We start from the raw sequence: 20,895 nt of genomic DNA on the forward strand, positions 1-20,895 counted from the left end.
CCCTCTTCTCTCCGCAGGCGGCGGGCGTTTTGGCATGAAAAAAGCCGGGCGCAAGGCCCGGCTTCGAAACGTGAAATAGAGATAAAGCCGATCAGGCGGCCCAGGGACGCGACGCGGCGTTCGTCTTTTCGAAATTATCGATCGCGGAGGATTTTTCCAGCGTCAGGCCGATATCGTCGAGGCCGTTCAGCAGGCAGTGACGCTTGAACTCGTCGAGTTCGAACTTCAGCGAGCCGCCGTCCGGGCCGGTGATTTCGAGGTTTTCCAGATCGACCGTCAGGATGGCGTTGGAGCCGCGCGAGGCGTCGTCCATCAGCTTGTCGAGATCTTCCTGGCTGACCTTGATCGGCAGGATGCCGTTCTTGAAGCAGTTGTTGTAGAAGATGTCAGCGAAGCTCGTCGAGATGACGCAGCGGATGCCGAAATCGAGCAGTGCCCAGGGCGCATGCTCGCGCGAGGAGCCGCAGCCGAAATTGTCGCCGGCAACGAGGATCTTGGCGTTTTGATAAGCCGGCTTGTTCAGCACGAAATCCGGGTTCGGAGAACCATCTTCATTATACCGGGCTTCAGCGAAGAGCCCCTTGCCAAGACCCGTGCGCTTGATGGTCTTCAGATAATCCTTCGGGATGATCATGTCGGTATCGACATTGACGACCGGGAGGGGTGCTGCGACACCGGTCAACTTCACGAATTTGTCCATGGGTCCTGCCTTCATTCTCGTCTAAGCACGAATTACCTTGCCAATAGAGCAAATCCGGCCCGAAATGAAGGAGAATCTTGGAAATGCTCTCAAAGACGGCACTTTAGCCGTCCTTGCCCTTCAGCACGTGGCCTTAATCGGACACATAGGCCGGGAGCCGGCAACAGACCACCCTGCCCTGCTTTCAATCTCAGAGATCGATGATGGTGCCGCGACCGTCGTTCCAGATGCGCATTTCGCGCTGGCCGTTCGTCTTCGCCTTGGCGCGCACCGGTGCCGGCTTCATACGCAGCGAAATCGCGCGGGCCGCCATCAGCACAGTCAGGATAGCGCCGACAGCAAGTGTGACCGAAACGGTCAGCAGGGCCATGGCTGCAAACACGGTGATACCGGCAAGCGCAATGAACAGGGAACGAATATTCTGCATGGTCGAGACCTCTCTACACCAAGCAATGTGGTCTTCATCTCTGTCATCTGCAAGAGGAGCATGGCTTTTTGTTGACTTGCTTGTCGATTAAAAGCGCGGCAAAACGGCACAATGAGCCAATCTGCGAGCCCAAACCCCCCTTCCCGTCCCGCCCGTCTGCGCCGATCGGTCTTGAGCGTTCCCGCCATCAATCGACGCGCGCTGGACAAGCTTTCGAGCCTCGATTGCGACGCGGTCATCTTCGATCTCGAGGATTCGGTTTCGCCGGAGAAAAAGGCCGAGGCGCGGGAGATCCTACGAGCCTTCTTTGCGGCCTCACCGCTACCGGGTAAGGAGCGGATCATCCGCATCAATGCGCTTTCCTCGAACTTCGGTGCCGATGATCTGGCGCTGGTCGTGGAGCTGGAGCCGGATGCGGTCTTGCTGCCGAAGGTAGGCGAGCCTCAGGACGTGACTGCTGTCAGTGACCGGCTTGCGGAAGCCGATGCGCCTGAGGATTTGCGTATCTGGGCCATGATCGAGACGCCGCGCGGCATCCTGAATGCGGCCGCGATCGCCGAGGCTGGGCGCACCGCCGGCAGCCGGCTCGATTGTTTTGTCGTCGGTCTCAACGACCTCAGGAAGGAAACGGGCGTCCTGCCGCAGCCCGGTCGCCCCTATCTCGTACCCTGGCTGATGCAGGTGATATTGGCTGTCAGTGCTTATGGCCTCGAGGCGATCGACAGCGTCTTCAACGATTTCAAGGATACCGAAGAATTCGCGGCAGAATGCGGCCAGGGGGTCGCTATGGGCTTTGCTGGCAAGATGCTGATCCATCCGAGCCAGATCGAAGCCGCCAACCGGCATTTTGGCCCTGACAAGGCCGCCGTTGCCGAGGCGGAGTCTATTATCGCCGCCTTCGCCGCACCGAATGCCGCCACTCTCAATGTCGTCAATCTCGGCGGACGGATGGTGGAGCGGCTGCACCTTGTCCAGGCGGAGAGACTCGTTCATAAAGCTCGCCTGATTGCGCGACGCTCCTCAGGCGCCGCCGCAACGCCCCGCAGCGATGTCTGATGGCAAATACACGAAAGATGCCTTGATGAAACTCTACCGCTTCCTGACCGGTCCCGATGACGCTTCCTTCTGCCACAAAGTGAGTGCGGCGCTGAACAAGGGCTGGGAGCTATACGGCTCGCCGACCTATGGCTTCAATTCTGCAAGCGGGCGGATGGAATGCGGCCAGGCCGTCGTCAAGGACGTGGCCGGTAGGGATTACGATCCGGATATGAAGCTTTCCGAGCAGTAAGCGCCGGCTGAAATTCTCATTCTTCCCGACCGTCTTGCGGCCGGAACCGATATCAGCGATCCGTCGCTTCCTCGGCGCTCGCCTCGATGCGCTCCATATCCTCGTCGCTCAGGCCGAAATGGTGGCCGATCTCATGGATCAGGACATGGGTGATGATGTCGCCGAGGGTTTCTTCGTTCTCAGCCCAGTAATCGATGATCGGCCGGCGATAGAGGCGGATCTTGTTGGGCATGTCGCCCGTCTGGGCGGTAAAGCGCTCCGAGATGCCGCGGCCTTCGAAGAGGCCGAGCAGGTCGAAGGGGGTTTCCAGCGCCATGTCCTCGAATACCTCGTCATCCGGGAAATCCTCGATGAGGATGACGAGATCACCGGTGAGCGAACGGAATTCGTCCGGCAGGTGGCTGTAAGCCTCCATTGCCAGGGATTCGAATGTACTGATGGAGGGCGAGTGGCGATCCCGCCAATCTTCGCTCTGGTCGACGCGAGCCATGAATATTCCTTCCTTGGCTGGTCATATAGAGACTTTGCGCCGCTTTTACGAGTGTAGATTGCGGCAGAGGAATATTTTCTCATGAAATGGTGTTGACTCTTTTCGCAAGCTCTGGAATCCATAAGAACATAACAGGAACATTATCGATCTGGAGTGAACGTCATGGCCGAGGCTGCCGTGGCGCGGGAAACGCTTTTTGCCCTGCGTGAAACCATTGCCCGACTGGAAGGCAGGCCGATCCCGGCACTGGCGGCCGCGGCGCATGAGACGCTGGCAGACAAGCCGGCGAGGCAGGCGGCTGGTATTGCGAAGTCCCTTCCGGAGCAAACTGGGTTCCTTCCGATCGGTGTCGGCGAGCTCGATACGGCGCTGCAAGGCGGCCTGCCGCTCGATGCGCTGACGGAAATCCGTTCGCTTGGCCTGCGCGATGCCGGGGCCGCAAGCGGTTTTGCCCTGGCGCTTGCCGCGCGGCTGCATGCGCAAGCGTCGGATACGGTTGCGGCCAAGTCTCCGGTTCTGTGGATCGGCGATACGGTCGCGACGATGGAGGCGGGTCTGCCCTATGCCATCGGCATCAGCGATTTCGGGCTGGAGCCCCAGGCTTTCCTGCAGGCGTCACCGCGCAAGCTGGATGATGCGCTTTGGGTGGCGGAAGCAGCTCTTGGCAGTGCTGCCTTTGCCGTCGTCATTCTGGAAGTACGCGGCAACCCCGCTCGTTTCGGCCTGACCGAAAGCCGGCGGCTTGCGCTGAGGGCCAAGGCGGCGGGACGGCCCTTGTTTCTGTTGCGACAGGGAGGCGAGGAGGAAGCAAGCAGCGCTCTCTTCCGCTTTTCCGTCGAACCCGCGCCGGCGCCGGCGCGGCCCCTGCCGGACGGATCGGTGCTTGGCGGCAGTATCGGTCATCCGGCCTTTCGTCTGACCTTGGAAAAGAGCCGAAACCCGGCGCCCCTTTCCATAACCCTGGAGTGGAATGCCCATGACCGCCGCTTTGCCCCTGTCCTCGACACTCAACGCCCTGCCTTTCCCGGCGCACACGCAGCGCATTCTGGCGCTGACCTTCCCGCATCTGCCGACCGACCGCATCGCGCGCAAGCGCTGGGGTCTGTCCTGGCGTTCGACAGGCAGGCTTGAAGCGCCGCCGCTCGCCTGCGCCGGGAAGCTCAACAATGCCATGCGGCTGACCGCCCTCAACGAGCGCGCGGAGATGATCGGCCTGAAGCAGGGACAGGGCGTGGCCGAGGCAAAGGCGATCTGTCCCGAGCTCGATGTCATTGAGGAGGACCCAGCAGCGGATCGCAAGCTTCTGGAAGCGATCGCCGACTGGTGCGACCGCTATACGCCATTGGTGGCGATCGACGGCAAGGACGGTCTGTTTCTCGATATTACCGGCTGCGCTCATCTCTTCGGCGGCGAGGAGGCGTTGCTTGAGGACATCCTGATCCGGATTTCCCGGTTGGGCTTCGATGTGCGCGGCGCCATTTCCTCCGCACCCGGCCTCTCCTGGGCCGTTGCCCGCTTTGACGAGAGCCGTATCGTTCCGCCGGAGGCCATGGAAGAGGCATTGGCATCGCTGCCGGTCGCATGTCTTCGGCTTGGCGAGGAGACTATTGCAGCCTTGCAGAAGATGGGCCTGAAGCAGGTGGGCGATCTTCTGGCCGCACCACGAGCGCCGCTTGCCCGCCGGTTCGGCGCACAGCTGCTGCTGCGGCTCGATCAGGCCGTCGGTCTGGTCGAAGAGCCGATCTCGCCTCGCCGCCCGGTCGCGCAATTGTCGGCCGAGCGCCGGCTGGCCGAGCCGGTGCAGGCCGAAGAGGATATTCTTCAGCTTGCCCGCCAGCTCGCCGAAAGCCTGAAGCTGGGGCTAGAAGCCCGCGGCATCGGCGGCCGATCCTTCGAGCTCCTGCTCTTCCGTGTGGATGGTGCGGTCTTCCGCATCGCGGCCGGCGCGTCGCAACCGCTGCGGGAGCCGAGCCGGATCGCCAGCCTGTTCGCGGAACGCTTCGGCGCCATTCATGACGATCTCGATGTCGGCTACGGTTTCGAAATTATCCGCCTCAATGTGCTTCAGCATGCGCCTTTTGATGCAATGCAAGGCGATTTTGTCGGAGAAGACCGTCAGGAAGGCTCGCTTGCCGCCTTTGTCGATCGCGTGGCCGCGCGCCTGGGGCCGGACTGTCTGCAAGGATTCGAGCTGCGGCAGAGCCATATCCCCGAACGGGCTGTGCGGCCGATACCAGCCATGGGCCTTCTCGCTTCTCGGCGGCGGACAGGTCAGGAAGATGCCGGGTTTGGCTTTTTCCGCAGCGAACGGCCGCTACGGCTGTTTCGCATGCCGGAGCTGGTCGAAACCATCGCTGCTGAAGTACCTGAAGGTCCGCCCCGGCAATTCCGCTGGCGACGGGTCATGCATCGGGTCAGCCGGGCCGAAGGGCCTGAGCGGCTTTCGGCGGAATGGTGGGTCGAGGAAAAGGAAGAGCCTGTCCGCGATTACTTCCAGATCGAAGATGAAGAAGGCCATCGTTTCTGGTTGTTCCGCAAGGGGCTCTATGGCCGAGGCGGTACGACACCAGACTGGTACATGCATGGGGTCTTCGCATGAACGCGCGCCCGAGCTTCCACGAATCCGTGCCCTTCTTCGAGATCGGGGTCAGAACGAATTTCTCCTTTCTCGAAGGCGCCTCGCATCCGGAGGAAATGGTGATGCAGGCCGCCCTCCTGAAATTGTCCGGATTTGGGATTGCCGATCGCAATTCGGTTGCCGGCGTCGTCAAAGCGCATGCGCATACCAAGCTTCTCTGGGAAAAATACAAGGAGGGCATTGAGAAGAACCTGGAGCTTCAAGCGAAGGGCAAGTCAGAAAAGCCGCTTCTGAAGCCGGTCCCTTTCCAGCCAGGCGCGCGCCTGGTGTTTTCAGACGGCATGCCTGACATTCTTGCCTATCCGGAAAACCGAAAGGGCTGGGCGCATCTCTGCCGGCTGCTGAGCGCCGGTAATCTGCGCGGCGAAAAAGGCGTATGCATTCTCAATGAAAGCGACCTCATGGAATGGGGTGACGAGATGATGCTGGCGCTTATTCCCGATGCTGAAAGCGTCGAGACGCAAGAGGGGCAGGAAAAGCTGGAGCAATGCCTGAAGCGGTTATGGATGCGCTTCGGGCGAAAGTTCCACATGGTCCTGTCACCGGCCTATGACGGGCGGGACCGAATGGTCTTCGCCACGCTTTCCATCCTGGCGCAGCGCAATGGCGTGCGGTTGATCGCCAGCAATCAGCCGCTCTATCATGCGACCGAACGCAAGCCGCTTGCTGATATCGTCGTTTCGATCCGCGAGCATGTGCCGATCGCCGAAGCCGGCTTCAGGCTGGCGGCGAATGCCGAACGCTACATGAAGGACGCTGCCGAGATGGCGCGCCTCTTCAGGGATTATCCGAAGGCTATCGCTAATACTCAGAGGTTTTTTAGCCGGCTTTCTTTTTCGCTGGACGAGCTGAAACATAATTATCCCGACGAAAGCGTTCCTGGAGAGACCGTTGCGGAAACACTGAAGCGACTGACGTGGGAGGGCGCCGAGTGGCGCTTTCCTGAAGGGATCCCGCCAAAGGTCTCGATGCAGATCGAGCACGAGCTCAAGCTCATCCGGGAGCGGCAATATGAGCCTTATTTCCTGACGGTGCACCGCATCATGGAGTTTGCCCGCAGTGCGAATATCCTATGCCAGGGACGCGGATCGGCAGCCAATTCGACCGTCTGTTATTGCCTCAGGATTACTGAGGTCAATCCTGAAATAACAAGCTTGCTTTTCGAGCGTTTCATCTCGACAGAACGCGAGGAGCCACCTGACATCGATGTCGATTTCGAGCATGAGAAGCGCGAAGAGGTTATCCAGTTCATCTACAGGCATTACAAAAAAGAGCATGCCGGGCTGACGGCGGCGGTCACCAGCTATCGGGCCCGCTCGGCCGGTCGCGAAGTGGCGAAAGCCTTCGGCCTGTCTGAGGATGTGCAGTCGGCTCTTGCGAGTGGCGTCTGGGGCTGGTCGACGGAGGAGCTGTCCGAGCGCGAGGCGAAGATTGCCGGTCTCGATCTCAAGGACATGACGACACGCAACGTCCTTTCCTATGCCTCGACGCTGATGGGGTTTCCGCGGCACCTGACCCAGCATGTCGGCGGCTTCGTCATCACCCGGGATCGGCTGGATGAAGTCGTGCCCATCATGCATACGGCGATGGACGATCGCTATATGATCGAGTGGAACAAGGACGATCTCGACAACCTTAACATCTTGAAGATCGACGTGCTCGCGCTCGGCATGCTGACCTGCCTTGCCAAGGCCTTCGACCTACTGCTGCTGCATTACGATGTGAAGAAGCAGCTCTCCGACCTTGGCAGCGGTGAATACCCCGACCGGTTCCCGGTCTATGACATGATCTGCCGTGCCGATACGATCGGCGTTTTCCAGATCGAAAGCCGGGCGCAGATGAGCATGCTGCCGCGTCTTCGGCCCCGCAAATTCTATGATCTGGTCATCGAGGTAGCGATCGTCCGTCCCGGGCCCATTCAAGGAGACATGGTTCATCCTTACCTTAAGCGGCGGGATGACGATCTTCACAAGCGGCCGATCGAATATCATCGTCCGGAGTTGAAGGCTGTTCTGGAGCGAACTTTGGGGGTGCCGCTGTTTCAGGAACAGGCGATGCAGATCGCCATCACCGCAGCTGGATTTTCGCCCGCCAAGGCCGATCGGCTGCGCCGATCCATGGCGACGTTCAAGCGAACGGGGAGGGTCGATGAATTCAAGACGGATCTGGTTTCGGGCATGGTCGCGAATGGCTATCCTCAGGACTTTGCCGAACGCTGTTTCAGCCAGATCGAAGGTTTCGGCGAGTATGGTTTTCCCGAAAGCCATGCGGCCTCCTTCGCTCTGCTCGTCTACGCCTCCTCATGGCTCAAGGCCTATTATCCCGATGTCTTCTGTGCGGCGATCCTCAACGCCCAGCCGATGGGCTTCTATGCCCCGGCACAGCTGGTGCGTGACGCACGCGAGCATGGCGTCGAGGTGCGGCCGGTGGATATCAATCGTTCCAGCTGGGATTGCCTGCTCGAGCGGGGACGCTTCGATAAGGATGCGGTCGAGCCGCGCCATGCGTCGATGCGGGAGATCATCAAGACGCAATGTGCCGTCCGTCTCGGCTTCCGGCAGGTCAAGGGCCTGTCAGAGGATGAGATGAAGCAGCTCGTCGAGCGTCGTGGCGATGGCTATCGGTCGGTGCGCGATCTCTGGCTGCGCTCCGGTCTTGCCAAGGCGCAGATCGAGCGCCTGGCGGATGCGGATGCATTCGGCTCTATAGGCCTCAGCCGACGGGAGGCGCTATGGGCCGTGCGGGCGCTCGATGCCAGCAGCGCTGCCGAAAAGCTTCCTCTCTTCGATCTCGGCGACCATGCGGAGCTGCAGGTCGAACCGGCGGTTGCGTTGCCGGAAATGCTGCCCGGAGAGCAGGTCATCGAGGATTACCGCTATCTGTCGCTATCCTTGAAGGCGCATCCGGTTTCCTTCCTGCGCGCCGATTTCGCCCGGCAGGGCATCGTGCAAAGCCAGGATTTGCCCGGTATCGCCAGCGGCCGCATGGTGACGATCGCCGGCTTGGTGCTGGTACGCCAGCGGCCGGGTTCGGCCAAAGGGGTGATCTTCATGACCCTGGAGGATGAAACCGGCGTCGCCAATGCGATCGTCTGGCGGAAAAAATTCGAGAAATACCGCGCCATCGTCATGGGTGCGCGGCTGGTGAAGATCCGTGGCCGGCTGCAGAGCGAGAGCGGCGTCATCCATGTGGTGGTCGATCATATCGAGGACATGACGCCGGCGCTTGGCATTCTTCAGCGCGAGGCACGGCGTTTTGGCGTCAGCGATCGAGCGGATGAGGCGCTGCGGCCGACCATGGATGTCAGACAGAAGAAGGAGAAGTCCCCTCTGTTGCCGCGTGGAACCGCTGCCGGGGCAGCGGCGGAAGGCCGCAGCAATGGTGCCGAAACGGCTAGAGTCATGCCGCGAGGTCGCAATTTCCATTGAAATTCCGGCCTCCGCATCCCCGGCGGAGGCCAATGACCTCATCGGCGGACGAGATTCGAATCGTTTCTTTCTTGACAAAGAGCGTCTTCTTTAGCAGATAACAAGACAGCGGATGTCATGTTTGACGGGCTGAGCGAAGAATGCTGGTTTGCAGTTGTAATTACATCACCGACAAAGAAATCCGGGACGTCATCAACGAACTCCTTGATCAGGACTGTTGGCAGCTCATCGTTCCCGCCAAGGTTTATCACGCGATGGAAAAGCGCGGCCGTTGCTGTGGCTGCTTCCCGAATGTCGTTGATATCATTATACAGACAACCCAAGATTATCATGCCCGTCGCCACTCGACGGAAGCGGAAATATTTGATTTCATGTCCCGCCTGAAAAAATTCCATGAAGACAACAGGAGAGCGGACATTGAAAGGCGACAAAAAAGTCATCGAGCGGCTTAACGAGGCACTGTTCCTCGAACTTGGCGCAGTCAACCAATATTGGGTTCACTACAGACTTCTCGAAGACTGGGGCTACACCAAGCTTGCCAAGAAGGAGCGCGCAGAATCCATCGAGGAAATGCAGCACGCCGATCGCCTCGTTGCTCGCATTATTTTCCTCGAAGGTCATCCCAACCTGCAGACGCTGGCGCCTCTGCGCATTGGCCAGAATGTCAAGGAAGTGCTGGAAGCCGATCTCGCCGGCGAATACGATGCCCGCACCGCCTACAAGAAATCCCGCGATATCTGTCACGATGCCGGCGATTATGTTTCCATGAAGCTGTTCGAAGAGCTCTTGGCGGACGAGGAAGGTCATATCGACTTCCTCGAAACCCAGCTCGAACTGCTCGGAAAAATCGGCGAAGCCAAATACGGCCAGCTCAACGCTGATTCCGCCGATTCTGCAGAATAATCGATGCCAAAGCGGTTTAGCGTTTCACGGAAACTCTGAACCGCTCTATCTTTTTGTTTTCCGGCAATTCCGGGCGGAAAACCGCTACGCAATTTTCCTGGAATTGCTCTAGAAAACCGGCCGCTTTGCGGCCGGTTCTTTCGTTCAGTCTTCGGCCTTCAGGCCGGCCAGATGGCTGAACTCCGAAACCACCTGCTCGTAGACCGATCGCTTGAATGCAACGATCAGGCCGGGAAGCTCGGCCATTGGCTTCCACTCCCAAGCATTGAATTCCGGTTCATGGCCGCCCGGCGGAGGATTGATGGCAATCTCGCTCTCGTCGCCCTCGAAGCGGAAGGCGAACCAGCGCTGCGTCTGGCCGCGGTATTTTCCCCTGAGGCCGATGCCGATCAGCTGTGGCGGCAGGTCGTAATTGATCCAATCCTTCGCTTCCGCGAGCAAGGTCACGGTTTTCATGCCCGTTTCCTCATAAAGCTCCCGATAGGCGGCCTTCAGCGGATCTTCGCCCTCATCTATGCCGCCCTGCGGCATCTGCCAAAGCTGGGGCGAGCCATCATACTCGGAATTGCCGTCCGGAATGCGGCGGCCGGCCCAAACCAGGCCGTCCCGGTTCAGGATCATGATGCCGACACAAGGGCGGTAGGGCAGGTCTTCGGCTCTTACGGGCGCGTGGGGCGTGCTCATTTCTCTCTCCAGGGGTCAGCCCGGGCAGCCGGGCCAGAGGTCAGGGATGTTTCGGGTCGTCGGCAAGCGCCGAGACGGCGACGATTTCGATGCCGCGCATGGCGGCCTCCTCGCTCCATTTGCTGATGGCATCGACACTCTCGTCGAACGCCGAGGCCACGCCGATCGCGGAGCCATTGCGGCGGGCAATGCGCTCGAGTTCGTCGAGTTTCCTAAGGATCGCGTCCTGCTGCAGTTCTCCGTCGAGCTGGATATCGGCGAAAGCATGCGGCACTTCCAGTGTCTTGGCGAGCATTCCGGATTTGGATTGCGCCGAAGAGCCATCATCCAGGAATAGCAGGCCGCGCTTTCCAATATCGCGCAGCACCGGTTCTATGGCATCGGGATTGGCGAGGAAGCGGCCGCCGAGATAGTTCATGACACCGGTATAATTGGTGATCTTGCCCATCGCCTTGTGCAGGTTATCGATGTTCTTTGCAGCCGAAAGCGAGGTCAGCAGCGTGTCCGGGCCGGGATTGTTGCTGGGATAGTCGAAGGGTTCGAACGGTACCTGGATGAGGATCTCATGGCCGCCGCGCCGCGCCTCCTGCATCCAGCGCTGCAGGCTGTTGCCGCTGACGGCAAAAGCAAGGGTGATTTCTTCCGGCAGCTTCTCGATGGCGCGCTGGGTACCGGTCTGGCTCAATCCAAGGCCGCTGACGACGATAGCGATGCGGGTACCGCGCGCGCCGGACCAGGGCCGCGCATATTGATCCATCGGTCGTAGGCCGCTCGGCGAGGTGATCGGCAGCTTGCCGAAAGGAGAGTCCTCCAGCAGGCTGTCATTCGGCGTTGCCGCCATGCGCGGGTCCTGGCCCACCTGATTGGCGTTGATCAGGACCGGGCCGCTGCCATCACGGTTGTTCGGGCTGAACATGGTGACGACCGAACCGTCGCCGGTAACGATGCGTGTGGTATTGGCGCCGGATTGCGGATCGACCTGGGTTAGCCCGGTCTGTCCGGTTTGCCCGGCCGCAGCCGCCTTGGTCTCGGCTGGAGGAGCCGGATCTTCCTTCTTTGCCGTCTCGACCGGCTGGGTCTTTTGTAGGTGATCGCGCAAAAGCGCCGAATAGAGAGAAAAGCCGGCGATCGCGATCAGGCAGAAGCCGCCGAGAATGCGTCCAAAAGGTATGGAGCGCCGCTGGCGGCCGGGGCGGCGGTTCTGTCCCAACGGTGCATGCAAATCCGTTCCCAAGTTCCAATCCACCCCAAGCGGAAAACTTTATCGGCCTCGAGCATATCGCTCACGGCGAAGCGGAAAAATGCCCGCGGCACTCAAAGCGCTAAAACATGAACAAAATTGTTTCTGAGAGACGCCGGATTCATACGGAATTGAGGCCGGCGGAGACGACCGGAACGATACACTTTGTCCCGCTCCCTCATCATGAAAGCGCCGGGTCTGTTTCCAGCCCGGCGCCAATCCTTACTTGGAGGAAACCGCCTTTTCGGGGTTCGGCGGGAAGGCCGGATCGGTCTTCGCGCCACGCAGCAGGTCGAGCGCGTAGTTGAGCTGGATATCGTCCTTCGGATCCGGCGGCACGTAGGCCGAAGAGCCGGAGCCCTTGTCGGTCTCGCTCTGGCCCTTGATGTGGCCCGGCAGGCTGGATTCGCCTTCCGTCGTCAGCTTGCCCTTCAAATCGTCGGGCAGCGGCTGGTCGACCTTGACATCGGGCGTGATGCCCGTGCCCTGGATCGAACGGCCCGACGGCGTGTAATAGAGCGCCGTCGTCAGACGTAGGGCGCCATTGCCATCACCGAGCGGAATGATCGTCTGGACGGAGCCCTTGCCGAAGGACTGGGTGCCGAGCACCGTGGCGCGACGCAGATCCTGCAGGGCACCGGCGACGATTTCCGAAGCCGAGGCCGAGCCGCCATTGATGAGCACGATGATCGGCTTGCCGTCGGTCAGATCGCCTGGGGTGGCGTTGAAGCGGCGGGTCTCGTCCGGATTGCGGCCTCGGGTCGAAACGATCTCGCCGCGCTCCAGCACGTCGTCGGCAACGTTGATCGCCTGGTCGAGCAGGCCGCCCGGGTTGAGGCGCAGGTCGAGGACGTAGCCCTTCAGCTTGTCGGCCGGGATATCCTTCTTGATCTTAGCGATCGCGGCTTCGAGGTCTGGCGTGGTCTTTTCTGTGAAGGAGATGATGCGGATATAGCCGACATCGCCACCTTCCTCGCGCGACTTGACGGCGGCAACGGCGATGACATCACGGATGACCGTAAGCTCGATCGGCTTGTCGACGCCCTTGCGTATCAGGGTGAGCTTGATTGGTGTCTTGACCGGGCCGCGCATCTTTTCGACGGCGTCTTCCAGCTTCAGCCCGCGGACCGACTGGCCGTCGATGGCGGTGATATAGTCGCCGGCAAGGACACCGGCCTTGGCAGCCGGCGTATCGTCGATCGGGGTGATGACCTTGACGAGATCGTTGTCCATCGTCACTTCAATGCCGAGACCGCCGAACTCACCCTTGGTCTGGGTGCGCATGTCTTCCGCATCCTTGGCGTTCATGTAGCTCGAATGCGGGTCCAGCGACGATAACATGCCGTTGATGGCGGCTTCGACGAGCTTGTCTTCCTGGGGAGGGGTCACATACTGCGCGCGGACGCGCTCAAAGACATCGCCGAAAATCGACAACTCCTTATAGGTGGAAGTGCCAGCGGCTTCCGCCGGCGCTACCGCCGAGTAGATAACGCCCATCGCGGTCGCACCCATCAATGCGCCGACGAGAACAAGAGAAGCCCTACGTATCATTGCGTGCCTTTCCAGTGTCTTTGGAGGTCCACCAGGGCCGAGAATCGACTGGTTTTCCATCTTTTCGGAATTCAATGTAAAGCGTTGGCCGATCCGTTTCCAGCGCCAATGCGGTCGCGCTCGCGACTCTTTTCTGGCCCATCGTGGCAAGCGGCTCGCCAGCGAAGACGAATCTGCCAGGGCGCGTCTTGATCGCGTCCATGCCCGACAGCACCATGTGATAGCCGTCGCCCGTATCCAGGATGATCATCTGTCCGTAGCTGCGAAACGCGCCGGCGTAGACGACCGTGCCGTCGGCGGGAGCCGTGACCAGTGCTTCCGGGCCGGTCGCGACGGTCAGTCCCATCGCGGTGTGGCCGGTGCCATCGTCGTCGCCGAACTGGCGGAGAATATCGCCCGCCACGGGCAGCTCCAACTTTTTCTTCAGGTCTGAAAATGGATATGCGGGCGTAATGCGGTTTTTATCGGGCACGCCGTTCTCGGCAAGGGCTTTCGCCTGCTCGCGCTGCTGTTCGGTCATCTGCGCGCGGCGCGCTTCTTCCGCGCGGGCAGCAGCGGCAGCGTCCCGCACTGAGCCGATCTGACTTTCCAGCGAGGCGACGAGCCCTTCCAGGCTGGTTGCCTGACCGGCCAGCTCCTCCGCGCGCTTGCGCTCCGCCTCAAGCTGAGTGGCGTTTTCCTTGCTGTGCTTGTCATTTTCCGCAATCAGCAGATCCATGCGCCGCTCCTCCTCCAGACTGTTGGTCATGGTGGTGGTGAAGCTCGCCTTTTCGGCGGCGGTATCGGCTTGCAACTTGCTGAGATCGGTCAGATCGGCAATGAGCTTGTCCGTCTCCTTGCGCATTCCGGGCACGACGGCGCCAAGAAGAATGGCGCTGCGCACCGAGGCGAGCGCATCGTCCGGCGTGACCAGCAAAGCGGGTGGCGGATTGCGTCCCATGCGCTCCAGGGCGCCGAGAACCTCGGCTAGCAGCGCGCGGCGTTGGTGCAGCGAGGCACGGATCTTGTCTTGCCTGACAGCTAGGTTCGTCAGCGTCTTCTCGCTTTGCTGGATCTTGCGGTCCAAATCCTTGCGGCGGGCGGCACTGTCGATCAGCGCCTGGCGTAGGCTTTCGGTGCTCTTGTCGAGAGAGGCGATGCTGTCTTCCAGTTCCTTCGTCTTGCCGGACGAAAGGCTAATCGTCTTTGAAAGCGCATCGAGCTGCGCGCGGGTCTCATCGCGCTTGCGCGCAAGGTCTGCCGCCGGGTCAGGGGTTTCCTGTGCAGGTGCCGATGCTGTCGCGGAAGGGCGATCGTCAGGCGCTTGCGGCGCGATGGCATCCGCTTCCTGCGCGACGGCGACGTCCTCCCGAGACAAAGGGCCTGCCATATAGGCGCCCACGCCGAGCGTTGCCGCCAAAGCTGGCAGCACGATACGCGAGAGCATGGGCGGGGCTTTTCTCATCCAGTCGGTTCAGCCTGGTCCCTTCGGATCGTGCGAAAATAAGCTGATTTGCCGCAATCATCCAGGAAGCATCGTCATTTTCAGGGCGGGAATCAAAACACGCCTGTGTGAGCGTTTCGTTAACGCAAAAACGGGGAAAGCCAAACTGTTTTCAAAACGGATGGAGCAATCACACCCGGTGGTAGGGGTGTCCGGAGAGGATTGTCACGGCTCGGTAGAGCTGTTCGGCAATCAGGATGCGCACGAGCTGGTGCGGCCAGGTCAGCTTTCCCAGGCAAATGGTCATGTCGGCCTTGTCGTAGAGGGCGGGGTCGAGGCCATCGGCGCCGCCGATGGCAATCGTCAGGTCGCGCTTGCCCTGATCGCGGTATGTTCCGAGCATGGCGGCGAAGGCTTCACTGTCGAGCGCCTTGCCGCGTTCATCGAGAAGAATGAGGACACCGCCTTCAGGATGCGCCTTTTGCAAGAGGCCCGCTTCTTCACGCTTGCGGGTCTCGCTGTTGGAAGCGCGGCTTTCGGCAACCTCGGTCATGCGCGTCATTTCCAGGCCGATGGCCGGGCCGGCCTTGGCGAAACGGTCAAGATAGCGAGCCGCAAGATCCTTTTCCGGGCCGGCTTTCAGCCGTCCCACCGCAAAAAGACCTATCCGCATCCCCGCTCCCACGCATATCCGCCGTCATGGCGGCACAAAACGAAACTCTTGCCGGGAGTTCATCTCCGGCGATGTAAACCTGCACACGGGGGCCGGGAAGGCGCCCTTGGATCCTTGCGCATTCCGGGCGGAAAACCGCTGCGCAGTTTTCCTGGAAATGCGGTCGCTCCGCTAGTGCAGCGTGCCTTCGTCGAGATCGGGTGCTGCCCACATCTTTTCGATGTTGTAGAACTCGCGGATCTCAGGTCTGAAGACGTGAACGATGATGTCGCCGGTGTCGATCAACACCCAGTCGCCGCCATCGAGACCCTCGACGCGGGCATTGCCGAAGCCCTCGTCCTTGAGATCGGTCATGAGATGGTCGGCAATCGCCAGGACATGGCGGTTCGATCGGCCGGAGACGACGACCATGTAGTCTCCAAGCGCAGACTTGCCAGCAATGTCGATGGTGACGATATTTTCGGCCTTGGAATCCTCGAGGCTTGCGAGGACGGCTTGCAGGGCGCGGGCAGCGGCATCGGCGCCACGTTCCGAGCTCTTTGGGATAACGACAGGCGTTCTTCCCTTGGCGTGTACTGTTGTCAGTGCTCTTCCTTCCTTGAGTAACAGAACATGCACGTGAGTGATCTGAGTCGATCACGTTATAAAGATAGGCATCAAAGCATTAAGGTTTCAAGACGCAGGTGGCCATCTTGAGGCGTTGAAGACAAGGATTTGTGTCCGAATAGGGCGCTTTCGCACCAGATATGGGCGAATATTCGTGCCGAATACGAAAATCAGCCCTCCTGGCGCACTCCATCGACAAGAATAAGGTTGCGGCTGAGTGCCTGATCGCGGACTTCGAGGGCATGCGCATATTCCGGCGAGCGATACCAAGCTCTTGCTCGTTCCAAATCCGGAAACTCGACGATCACGATCGCCTGCGGCGACCAGTCGCCTTCCAACTTTTCGATCGGGCCGCCGCGGACGAGATAATGCCCTCCATAGTGGGCGATCGAAGCGGCTGCGCGGGTCCGGTAGGTCTGGAAGGCCTCGGCATCGCTCATCGTGACATCGGAGATGATATAAGCCGGCATTGTTTTTCCCATCCGTGCGGCGACGAAGAACTCGCGCCACTCCTGTTTGGAAGGGCGCCATTGTATTGGAAATCAGATAGGCGGTTACCGTCCCCCGTCCATTCTCCCGGCATGTACAGGCGCGCGAAAGCCGCCTATAAACCATTGAGACCAGACCGTTACAGGTGCCATGACCGACGCTCCGCAGCCATCGTTGAAGCCCATTCTCCGTATCAGCTTTTCCGGGCAGGATCGGCTTGGGCGCGGCAAGATGGAGCTTCTCGAGCATATTCAGGAGACCGGCTCGATCTCGGCCGCCGGCCGTGCCATGGATATGTCCTATCGCCGCGCCTGGCTGCTCATCAGCGAACTCAATCACATGTTCCGCGAGCCTGTCGTCGAATCGCAGCGCGGCGGCCAGAAGGGCGGCGGCGCCGCCCTGACGCCATTCGGCGAGGAGTTGCTGCGGCGGTTCCGCGGCATGGAAACGACGCTGCGCGCGGCAATAGCCGATGACCTGAACTGGCTCGAAGCCAATCGCAGCTCGGCGAATGCTTCCGTGAAAAAATCCTGACTAATGTTCGAGCGCCACGGTCTTGATGACCGCATGGACCGGCAGGCCGATCCGTAATCCCAGCCGGTCGACTGAGAATTGGGTGATGCGGGCAGTGACGATGTCGCCGCCGCAATCGACCCTGACCTCAGCCGTTCCGTCGGCGGCCGTGCCAATTCCCTGCACTTCGCCGTCGAGGATATTGAGGGCGCTAAGACCCTCGGGCCGCGTCGTCGCCAGTATGACGTCACGGGCGGGAATATGGACACGAACGGTCTTGCCGACCGTCGCCGTCTGACCCGGTACAAAGAGTTTTGCCGTCTTCAGAGCAATGACTGTCAGATGATGGCGATCGTCCATCGATTCCACTCGGCCTTCCAGCAATACGCCGGCTTCGCGGCGGTCGGCCGCCAGCGGGCCGGACAACTGGCTGAAGATGTCGACGGCGGCCCCGATCGTCGCGATCTTGCCATCACGCATGACGATGACGCGGTTGGCGAGCCGCGCCACTTCGGCAATCGAGTGGCTGACATAGATGATCGGAATTTTCGTCTCGTCGCGCAGCCGTTCGAGATAGGGCAGGATTTCCGCCTTGCGGGCCTCGTCGAGCGCGGCAAGCGGCTCGTCCATCAATAGGAGCTGCGGCGAAGAGAGCAGGGCGCGGCCGATCGCGACCCGCTGCTTCTCGCCGCCGGAAAGTTTTGCCGGCCGGCGATCGAGCAGGCCGCCGATGCCGAGAAGATCAATGACGCCGTCGAAGTTTTCGCTACGTTCGTATCCGGGTGCGAACCAGCGGCCATAATTGAGGTTCTGCCGCACGGATAGATGCGGAAACAGGCGCGCCTCCTGAAAGACATAGCCGAAGCGGCGGCGGTGACGCGGCACGAAGATCTGCCTGTCGGTGTCGGCAAGCACGGTATCATCGAGGCTGACGCGGCCGTGATCGGGCCGGGTCAAGCCGGCAATGATGCGGACCATCGACGTCTTGCCGGAGCCGGAGGGGCCGAAAAGGGCTGTCACGCCGCCATCGGACTTGAATGTAGCTTGCAGCGAAAAGGCGCCGAGGCGGTGGCGGATATCGACCGAGAGCGTCATTCGAAATCCACCCTGCGGCCGGCGAGATAGGCGAGGAATTCCGAGGCAAGCAGCGCCGCCATGGAAATGACGATGGCGACGATCGTGAGCCGCATGGCGCCGGCATCGCCGCCTGGAACCTGGGTGAAGGTATAGATGGCAGACGATAGCGTCTGGGTCTCGCCGGGAATGTTGGAGACGAAGGTGATGGTGGCGCCGAATTCACCCATGGCCTTGGCGAAGGAGAGAATCATGCCGGCAATGATGCCGGGGAGGATCAGCGGCAGGGTCACGGTCACAAAGGTCCAGACGGGACTGGCGCCCAACGTTCCGGCGGCTTCCTCCAACTTGCGATCGACGGCCTCGATCGACAGGCGGATGCTTCTGACCATCAGCGGGAAGCCCATGACGCCGCATGCAAGTGCGGCGCCCGTCCAGCGGAAGGAGAAGACGAGGCCGAGATATTGCTCCAACAAAGCACCGATCGGTCCTTTACGGCCAAAGAGGATGAGGAGGATGAAGCCGGTGACGACGGGCGGGAGGATCAGTGGCAGATGGATGAGACCGTTGAGGATCGATTTGCCCCAGAAGCGGCCGCGCGCCAGTAGATACGCGGCGCCGATGCCGAAGGGCAGGCTGACCAGCATGGCGACGATGGAAACGCGTAGGCTCAGCTCGATGGCCGTCCATTCGTCGCTGCTCAGACCCAACGCTTCCAAATACCCGCCCCTTAAAACATCTCAGGCTCGCCACGAATCAGCGAGCCTGAGGCCTGAACTTTTCATACCTGACTTGCGGTGATGACGCTCACTGCTTCAGGATGGTGAAGCCCTCATGCTCGAAGAACGGAACAGCCTTAGCCGATTTCAGAAAGTCGAAATAGGCTTGTACGTCCGGGTTCTTGCTGCTGCTGGTGATGGCGATCGGGTAGACGATCGGCGGATGGCTATCTGCCGGGAAGGTGCCGACGACGGCAACGCCAGGATCGGCCGAGACATCGGTCTGATAGACGATGCCATAGGGCGCTTCGCCGCGCGAAACGAGCGCGAGGGCGGCACGCACGCTTTCGGCGCCGGCGACCTTCTTTTCGACTGAAGCCCAGACGCCGAGCTTTTCGAGCGCCGTCTTGCCGTATTTGCCTGCTGGCACCGATTCCGGCTGGCCTATCGCCAGCCGGCCGTCGCCGAGCAGGTTAGCCAGATCGAAGCCCTGTTTGATCTCGACCGGCGTCGCCTTGTCCTTGGCGGCGACGAGAATGAGCTTGTTACCCAACAGGTTGACGCGGCTGTCGTCCTTGATCAGCTTCTTGCTGGCGACATAATCCATCCAGTTGGTATCGGCGGAGATGAAAACATCAGCCGGCGCGCCGTTTTCAAGCTGCTTTGCAAGCGGTCCGCTCGCCGCGTAGGAGACGGTGACCTCCTTGCCGGTTTCCTTGGTGAAGGCGGCATCGGCGTTGTCGAGCGCGTTCTTCATGCTGGCGGCAGCAAAGACGACGATCTTGTCGGCGGCGAAGGCCGGCGCCGGAATCACCGAAAGGCCGAGCCATGCGGCTGATACTGCGGCAGTTGCAAGCTTGATCCATTGGCGTCGGCTGATTGTCATCCTTAATTCTCCAAAGATGTCGACATATTTGGACAGATATAACGACATGTGAGGCTTGGCTAGGGATGTATTTGCAAAAATACATCGCGATACGGAGCGCATAAGCCTACGAATTCTATGGATTTTCCGTAGCGCAGCGCATATGAGTGGTTTTGAGCATCACAAAAATGCATGACTGAATTTGCTCAGTGAATTGGCGAACGCTCACGAAGCAAGACGTAACGTTACGAAACGTGGGATCTCGCGCCATTCTTTCGCCGAATTAAGTCTAACACTTAAAATCAAGCTGCGGGAAACTCGCAAAAGAAGCGTTTTTTGGGCAGAAAATTTTAGCAGCCATGCCATATATGCATTGCTGCATTGCGCAATCACCCATTTATCAATCGGTAGAATCTGGTAAAACATAATCATCGAGACGGCGATCTCCTCCTCCCAATGCCGTCCGATATGGATCAGCAACTCTCCTCCTCCCAGTTGCTGATCAGGTTCAAAAGCCCGACGCACCTCCTCCCGCGTCGGGCTTTTTATTTTTCAGGCTTCCCAAAAAATTGGCGGAATTATTGAGCGGCGCGCAAGGCGGTCGAGCTCAGTGCCGAACGCGGTCCATGGATAAAGGTCCAAGCCGGCGCACGCTTCTTCCAGAGTACGCGTGCGTCATCTTCATCCACGCGCGCGTAGTGGAAGGTCTTGGCCATCTTGGCCGAGAGATAGGAGAGCGTCGATCCCGGCCGGTCGATGACAGCGATCGGAAAGGTTTGCGCGATTTCCTGCCATTTCTGCCAGCGATGGAACGTGTTCAGGCTGTCGGCGCCCATGATCCAGATGAAGTGGACATGACGGTTGCGCGCCTTCACATGCGCCAGCGTATTGGCCGTGTAGCTCATGCCCAGCGTCTGCTCGAAAGCTGTCACCTTGATGCGCGGATTGTGGAGGATCTGCTCGCTGAGCGCGATGCGTTCGGCAAGCGGCGCCAGATGATTGCGGCTCTTCAGCGGGTTGCCCGGCGTTACCATCCACCAGAGCTGATCGAGGCCAAGCCGGCGGATGGCGATCTCGGCAACCAGTGCATGCCCTTCATGCGGCGGATTGAAGGACCCGCCGAAAAGACCGACCACCATGCCGCGCTCGGCATGGGGCATGCGCAGATAGCGTTGATCGATCTC

At 60.2% G+C, this 20,895-nt stretch carries 23 protein-coding genes and 1 pseudogene; 8 read left to right on the forward strand and 16 right to left on the reverse strand.

The window, feature by feature from the left end; genetic code table 11:
* Positions 1-91: 91 nt before the first annotated feature.
* Both leuD and PH562_RS22180 read right to left on the reverse strand, forming a co-directional pair.
* Positions 92-700: a 3-isopropylmalate dehydratase small subunit gene (leuD, locus tag PH562_RS22175; RefSeq protein WP_113408492.1), complete on the reverse strand. Its 609-nt coding sequence runs from the start codon at positions 698-700 to the stop codon at positions 92-94.
* Positions 701-890: 190 nt separating this feature from the next.
* A complete protein-coding gene (locus PH562_RS22180; protein WP_069613878.1) occupies positions 891-1,127 on the reverse strand; it encodes a hypothetical protein in 237 nt (78 codons plus the stop codon).
* A gap of 111 nt (positions 1,128-1,238) precedes the next feature.
* On the opposite strand from PH562_RS22180, the gene PH562_RS22185 reads away from it, so the two are divergent.
* Both PH562_RS22185 and PH562_RS22190 read left to right on the forward strand, forming a co-directional pair.
* Entirely contained in the window at positions 1,239-2,183 is a 945-nt protein-coding gene (locus PH562_RS22185; protein ID WP_285175639.1) for an HpcH/HpaI aldolase/citrate lyase family protein, read from the forward strand.
* A 25-nt stretch (positions 2,184-2,208) separates the two neighbouring features.
* Positions 2,209-2,415 (forward strand): DUF1737 domain-containing protein, encoded by a 207-nt coding sequence (locus PH562_RS22190; RefSeq protein WP_113408564.1) that lies wholly within the window; start codon positions 2,209-2,211, stop codon positions 2,413-2,415.
* A 52-nt stretch (positions 2,416-2,467) separates the two neighbouring features.
* Here the strand turns inward: PH562_RS22190 and PH562_RS22195 are convergent, their stop codons facing one another.
* Positions 2,468-2,905 carry a metallopeptidase family protein gene (locus PH562_RS22195; protein ID WP_069611396.1) on the reverse strand — a complete coding sequence of 146 codons (438 nt, stop codon included), beginning with the start codon at positions 2,903-2,905 and terminating at the stop codon, positions 2,468-2,470.
* Positions 2,906-3,067: 162 nt separating this feature from the next.
* Between PH562_RS22195 and PH562_RS22200 the strand changes: the two genes are divergently transcribed.
* Genes PH562_RS22200 through PH562_RS22210 form a run of 3 tightly spaced genes read left to right on the forward strand, consistent with a single transcriptional unit; the run spans position 3,068 to position 8,971 of the window.
* Entirely contained in the window at positions 3,068-4,036 is a 969-nt protein-coding gene (locus PH562_RS22200; RefSeq protein WP_285175640.1) for an ImuA family protein, read from the forward strand.
* Positions 4,037-4,076: 40 nt separating this feature from the next.
* Positions 4,077-5,504: a Y-family DNA polymerase gene (locus tag PH562_RS22205; protein ID WP_285175703.1), complete on the forward strand. Its 1,428-nt coding sequence runs from the start codon at positions 4,077-4,079 to the stop codon at positions 5,502-5,504.
* The gene (locus PH562_RS22210) at positions 5,501-8,971 is read left to right on the forward strand and encodes an error-prone DNA polymerase (protein ID WP_285175641.1); all 3,471 of its coding nucleotides are present in this window, start codon (positions 5,501-5,503) and stop codon (positions 8,969-8,971) included. Before PH562_RS22205 ends, PH562_RS22210 begins: the two co-directional genes overlap by 4 nt.
* Before the next feature lie 38 nt (positions 8,972-9,009).
* On the opposite strand, the gene PH562_RS22215 is transcribed toward PH562_RS22210, so the two are convergent.
* On the reverse strand, positions 9,010-9,264 hold the full coding sequence (locus PH562_RS22215; RefSeq protein ID WP_244575291.1) for a hypothetical protein: 255 nt from the start codon (positions 9,262-9,264) through the stop codon (positions 9,010-9,012).
* On the opposite strand from PH562_RS22215, the gene PH562_RS22220 reads away from it, so the two are divergent.
* Both PH562_RS22220 and bfr read left to right on the forward strand, forming a co-directional pair.
* Positions 9,151-9,423 (forward strand): (2Fe-2S)-binding protein, encoded by a 273-nt coding sequence (locus PH562_RS22220; RefSeq protein WP_244575290.1) that lies wholly within the window; start codon positions 9,151-9,153, stop codon positions 9,421-9,423. The genes PH562_RS22215 and PH562_RS22220 overlap by 114 nt on opposite strands.
* Entirely contained in the window at positions 9,389-9,874 is a 486-nt protein-coding gene (bfr, locus tag PH562_RS22225; protein WP_069611399.1) for a bacterioferritin, read from the forward strand. The genes PH562_RS22220 and bfr overlap by 35 nt, the downstream gene beginning before the upstream one ends.
* A 144-nt stretch (positions 9,875-10,018) precedes the next feature.
* Here the strand turns inward: bfr and PH562_RS22230 are convergent, their stop codons facing one another.
* The 7 genes and pseudogenes from PH562_RS22230 to PH562_RS22260 all read right to left on the reverse strand — a co-directional run bounded on the left by PH562_RS22230 (position 10,019) and on the right by PH562_RS22260 (position 16,521).
* Entirely contained in the window at positions 10,019-10,558 is a 540-nt protein-coding gene (locus tag PH562_RS22230; protein ID WP_095433361.1) for an RNA pyrophosphohydrolase, read from the reverse strand.
* Positions 10,559-10,598: 40 nt separating this feature from the next.
* Positions 10,599-11,792 (reverse strand): divergent polysaccharide deacetylase family protein, encoded by a 1,194-nt coding sequence (locus tag PH562_RS22235; RefSeq protein ID WP_285175642.1) that lies wholly within the window; start codon positions 11,790-11,792, stop codon positions 10,599-10,601.
* 228 nt (positions 11,793-12,020) lie between these two features.
* Entirely contained in the window at positions 12,021-13,349 is a 1,329-nt protein-coding gene (locus tag PH562_RS22240) for a S41 family peptidase (protein ID WP_113408498.1), read from the reverse strand.
* The gene (locus PH562_RS22245; protein ID WP_285175645.1) at positions 13,339-14,775 is read right to left on the reverse strand and encodes a murein hydrolase activator EnvC family protein; all 1,437 of its coding nucleotides are present in this window, start codon (positions 14,773-14,775) and stop codon (positions 13,339-13,341) included. Before PH562_RS22245 ends, PH562_RS22240 begins: the two co-directional genes overlap by 11 nt.
* Before the next feature lie 187 nt (positions 14,776-14,962).
* Positions 14,963-15,445, reverse strand: coding sequence for a 23S rRNA (pseudouridine(1915)-N(3))-methyltransferase RlmH (rlmH, locus tag PH562_RS22250; RefSeq protein ID WP_285175647.1), 483 nt, complete (start codon positions 15,443-15,445; stop codon positions 14,963-14,965).
* A gap of 171 nt (positions 15,446-15,616) precedes the next feature.
* A pseudogene (gene rsfS, locus PH562_RS22255) lies at positions 15,617-16,059 on the reverse strand (ribosome silencing factor).
* A 162-nt stretch (positions 16,060-16,221) separates the two neighbouring features.
* Positions 16,222-16,521: a DUF1330 domain-containing protein gene (locus PH562_RS22260; RefSeq protein WP_113501466.1), complete on the reverse strand. Its 300-nt coding sequence runs from the start codon at positions 16,519-16,521 to the stop codon at positions 16,222-16,224.
* Between the two features lie 169 nt (positions 16,522-16,690).
* On the opposite strand from PH562_RS22260, the gene PH562_RS22265 reads away from it, so the two are divergent.
* A complete protein-coding gene (locus tag PH562_RS22265; protein ID WP_113232773.1) occupies positions 16,691-17,074 on the forward strand; it encodes a winged helix-turn-helix domain-containing protein in 384 nt (127 codons plus the stop codon).
* Here PH562_RS22265 and modC read toward each other — a convergent pair whose 3' ends face one another.
* From modC to PH562_RS22290, 5 genes are all read right to left on the reverse strand, one after another.
* Complete coding sequence (modC, locus tag PH562_RS22270; protein ID WP_285175656.1) at positions 17,075-18,148, reverse strand: molybdenum ABC transporter ATP-binding protein; 1,074 nt, start codon at positions 18,146-18,148, stop codon at positions 17,075-17,077.
* Positions 18,145-18,846, reverse strand: coding sequence for a molybdate ABC transporter permease subunit (gene modB / locus PH562_RS22275; protein WP_113408503.1), 702 nt, complete (start codon positions 18,844-18,846; stop codon positions 18,145-18,147). The genes modC and modB overlap by 4 nt, the downstream gene beginning before the upstream one ends.
* An 88-nt stretch (positions 18,847-18,934) precedes the next feature.
* The gene (gene modA, locus PH562_RS22280) at positions 18,935-19,732 is read right to left on the reverse strand and encodes a molybdate ABC transporter substrate-binding protein (protein ID WP_113408504.1); all 798 of its coding nucleotides are present in this window, start codon (positions 19,730-19,732) and stop codon (positions 18,935-18,937) included.
* 204 nt (positions 19,733-19,936) lie between these two features.
* A complete protein-coding gene (locus tag PH562_RS22285) occupies positions 19,937-20,191 on the reverse strand; it encodes a hypothetical protein (RefSeq protein WP_285175659.1) in 255 nt (84 codons plus the stop codon).
* Positions 20,192-20,289: 98 nt separating this feature from the next.
* Positions 20,290-20,871: a nicotinate-nucleotide adenylyltransferase gene (locus PH562_RS22290; protein ID WP_285175705.1), complete on the reverse strand. Its 582-nt coding sequence runs from the start codon at positions 20,869-20,871 to the stop codon at positions 20,290-20,292.
* Positions 20,872-20,895: the final 24 nt, after the last annotated feature.

The organism is Rhizobium centroccidentale, from assembly GCF_030182565.1.
Taxonomy (GTDB): Bacteria; Pseudomonadota; Alphaproteobacteria; order Rhizobiales; family Rhizobiaceae; genus Rhizobium.

Coding starts and splice junctions, on each gene's coding strand:
- leuD (WP_113408492.1), bottom strand. CDS start 700: ATGGACAAATTCGTGAAGTTGACCGGTGTCGCAGCACCCCTCCCGGTC.
- PH562_RS22180 (WP_069613878.1), bottom strand. CDS start 1,127: ATGCAGAATATTCGTTCCCTGTTCATTGCGCTTGCCGGTATCACCGTG.
- PH562_RS22185 (WP_285175639.1), top strand. CDS start 1,239: ATGAGCCAATCTGCGAGCCCAAACCCCCCTTCCCGTCCCGCCCGTCTG.
- PH562_RS22190 (WP_113408564.1), top strand. CDS start 2,209: ATGAAACTCTACCGCTTCCTGACCGGTCCCGATGACGCTTCCTTCTGC.
- PH562_RS22195 (WP_069611396.1), bottom strand. CDS start 2,905: ATGGCTCGCGTCGACCAGAGCGAAGATTGGCGGGATCGCCACTCGCCC.
- PH562_RS22200 (WP_285175640.1), top strand. CDS start 3,068: ATGGCCGAGGCTGCCGTGGCGCGGGAAACGCTTTTTGCCCTGCGTGAA.
- PH562_RS22205 (WP_285175703.1), top strand. CDS start 4,077: ATGCGGCTGACCGCCCTCAACGAGCGCGCGGAGATGATCGGCCTGAAG.
- PH562_RS22210 (WP_285175641.1), top strand. CDS start 5,501: ATGAACGCGCGCCCGAGCTTCCACGAATCCGTGCCCTTCTTCGAGATC.
- PH562_RS22230 (WP_095433361.1), bottom strand. CDS start 10,558: ATGAGCACGCCCCACGCGCCCGTAAGAGCCGAAGACCTGCCCTACCGC.
- PH562_RS22240 (WP_113408498.1), bottom strand. CDS start 13,349: ATGATACGTAGGGCTTCTCTTGTTCTCGTCGGCGCATTGATGGGTGCG.
- PH562_RS22245 (WP_285175645.1), bottom strand. CDS start 14,775: ATGCTCTCGCGTATCGTGCTGCCAGCTTTGGCGGCAACGCTCGGCGTG.
- rlmH (WP_285175647.1), bottom strand. CDS start 15,445: ATGCGGATAGGTCTTTTTGCGGTGGGACGGCTGAAAGCCGGCCCGGAA.
- PH562_RS22260 (WP_113501466.1), bottom strand. CDS start 16,521: ATGCCGGCTTATATCATCTCCGATGTCACGATGAGCGATGCCGAGGCC.
- PH562_RS22265 (WP_113232773.1), top strand. CDS start 16,691: ATGACCGACGCTCCGCAGCCATCGTTGAAGCCCATTCTCCGTATCAGC.
- modC (WP_285175656.1), bottom strand. CDS start 18,148: ATGACGCTCTCGGTCGATATCCGCCACCGCCTCGGCGCCTTTTCGCTG.
- modA (WP_113408504.1), bottom strand. CDS start 19,732: ATGACAATCAGCCGACGCCAATGGATCAAGCTTGCAACTGCCGCAGTA.
- PH562_RS22290 (WP_285175705.1), bottom strand. CDS start 20,871: ATGCCCCATGCCGAGCGCGGCATGGTGGTCGGTCTTTTCGGCGGGTCC.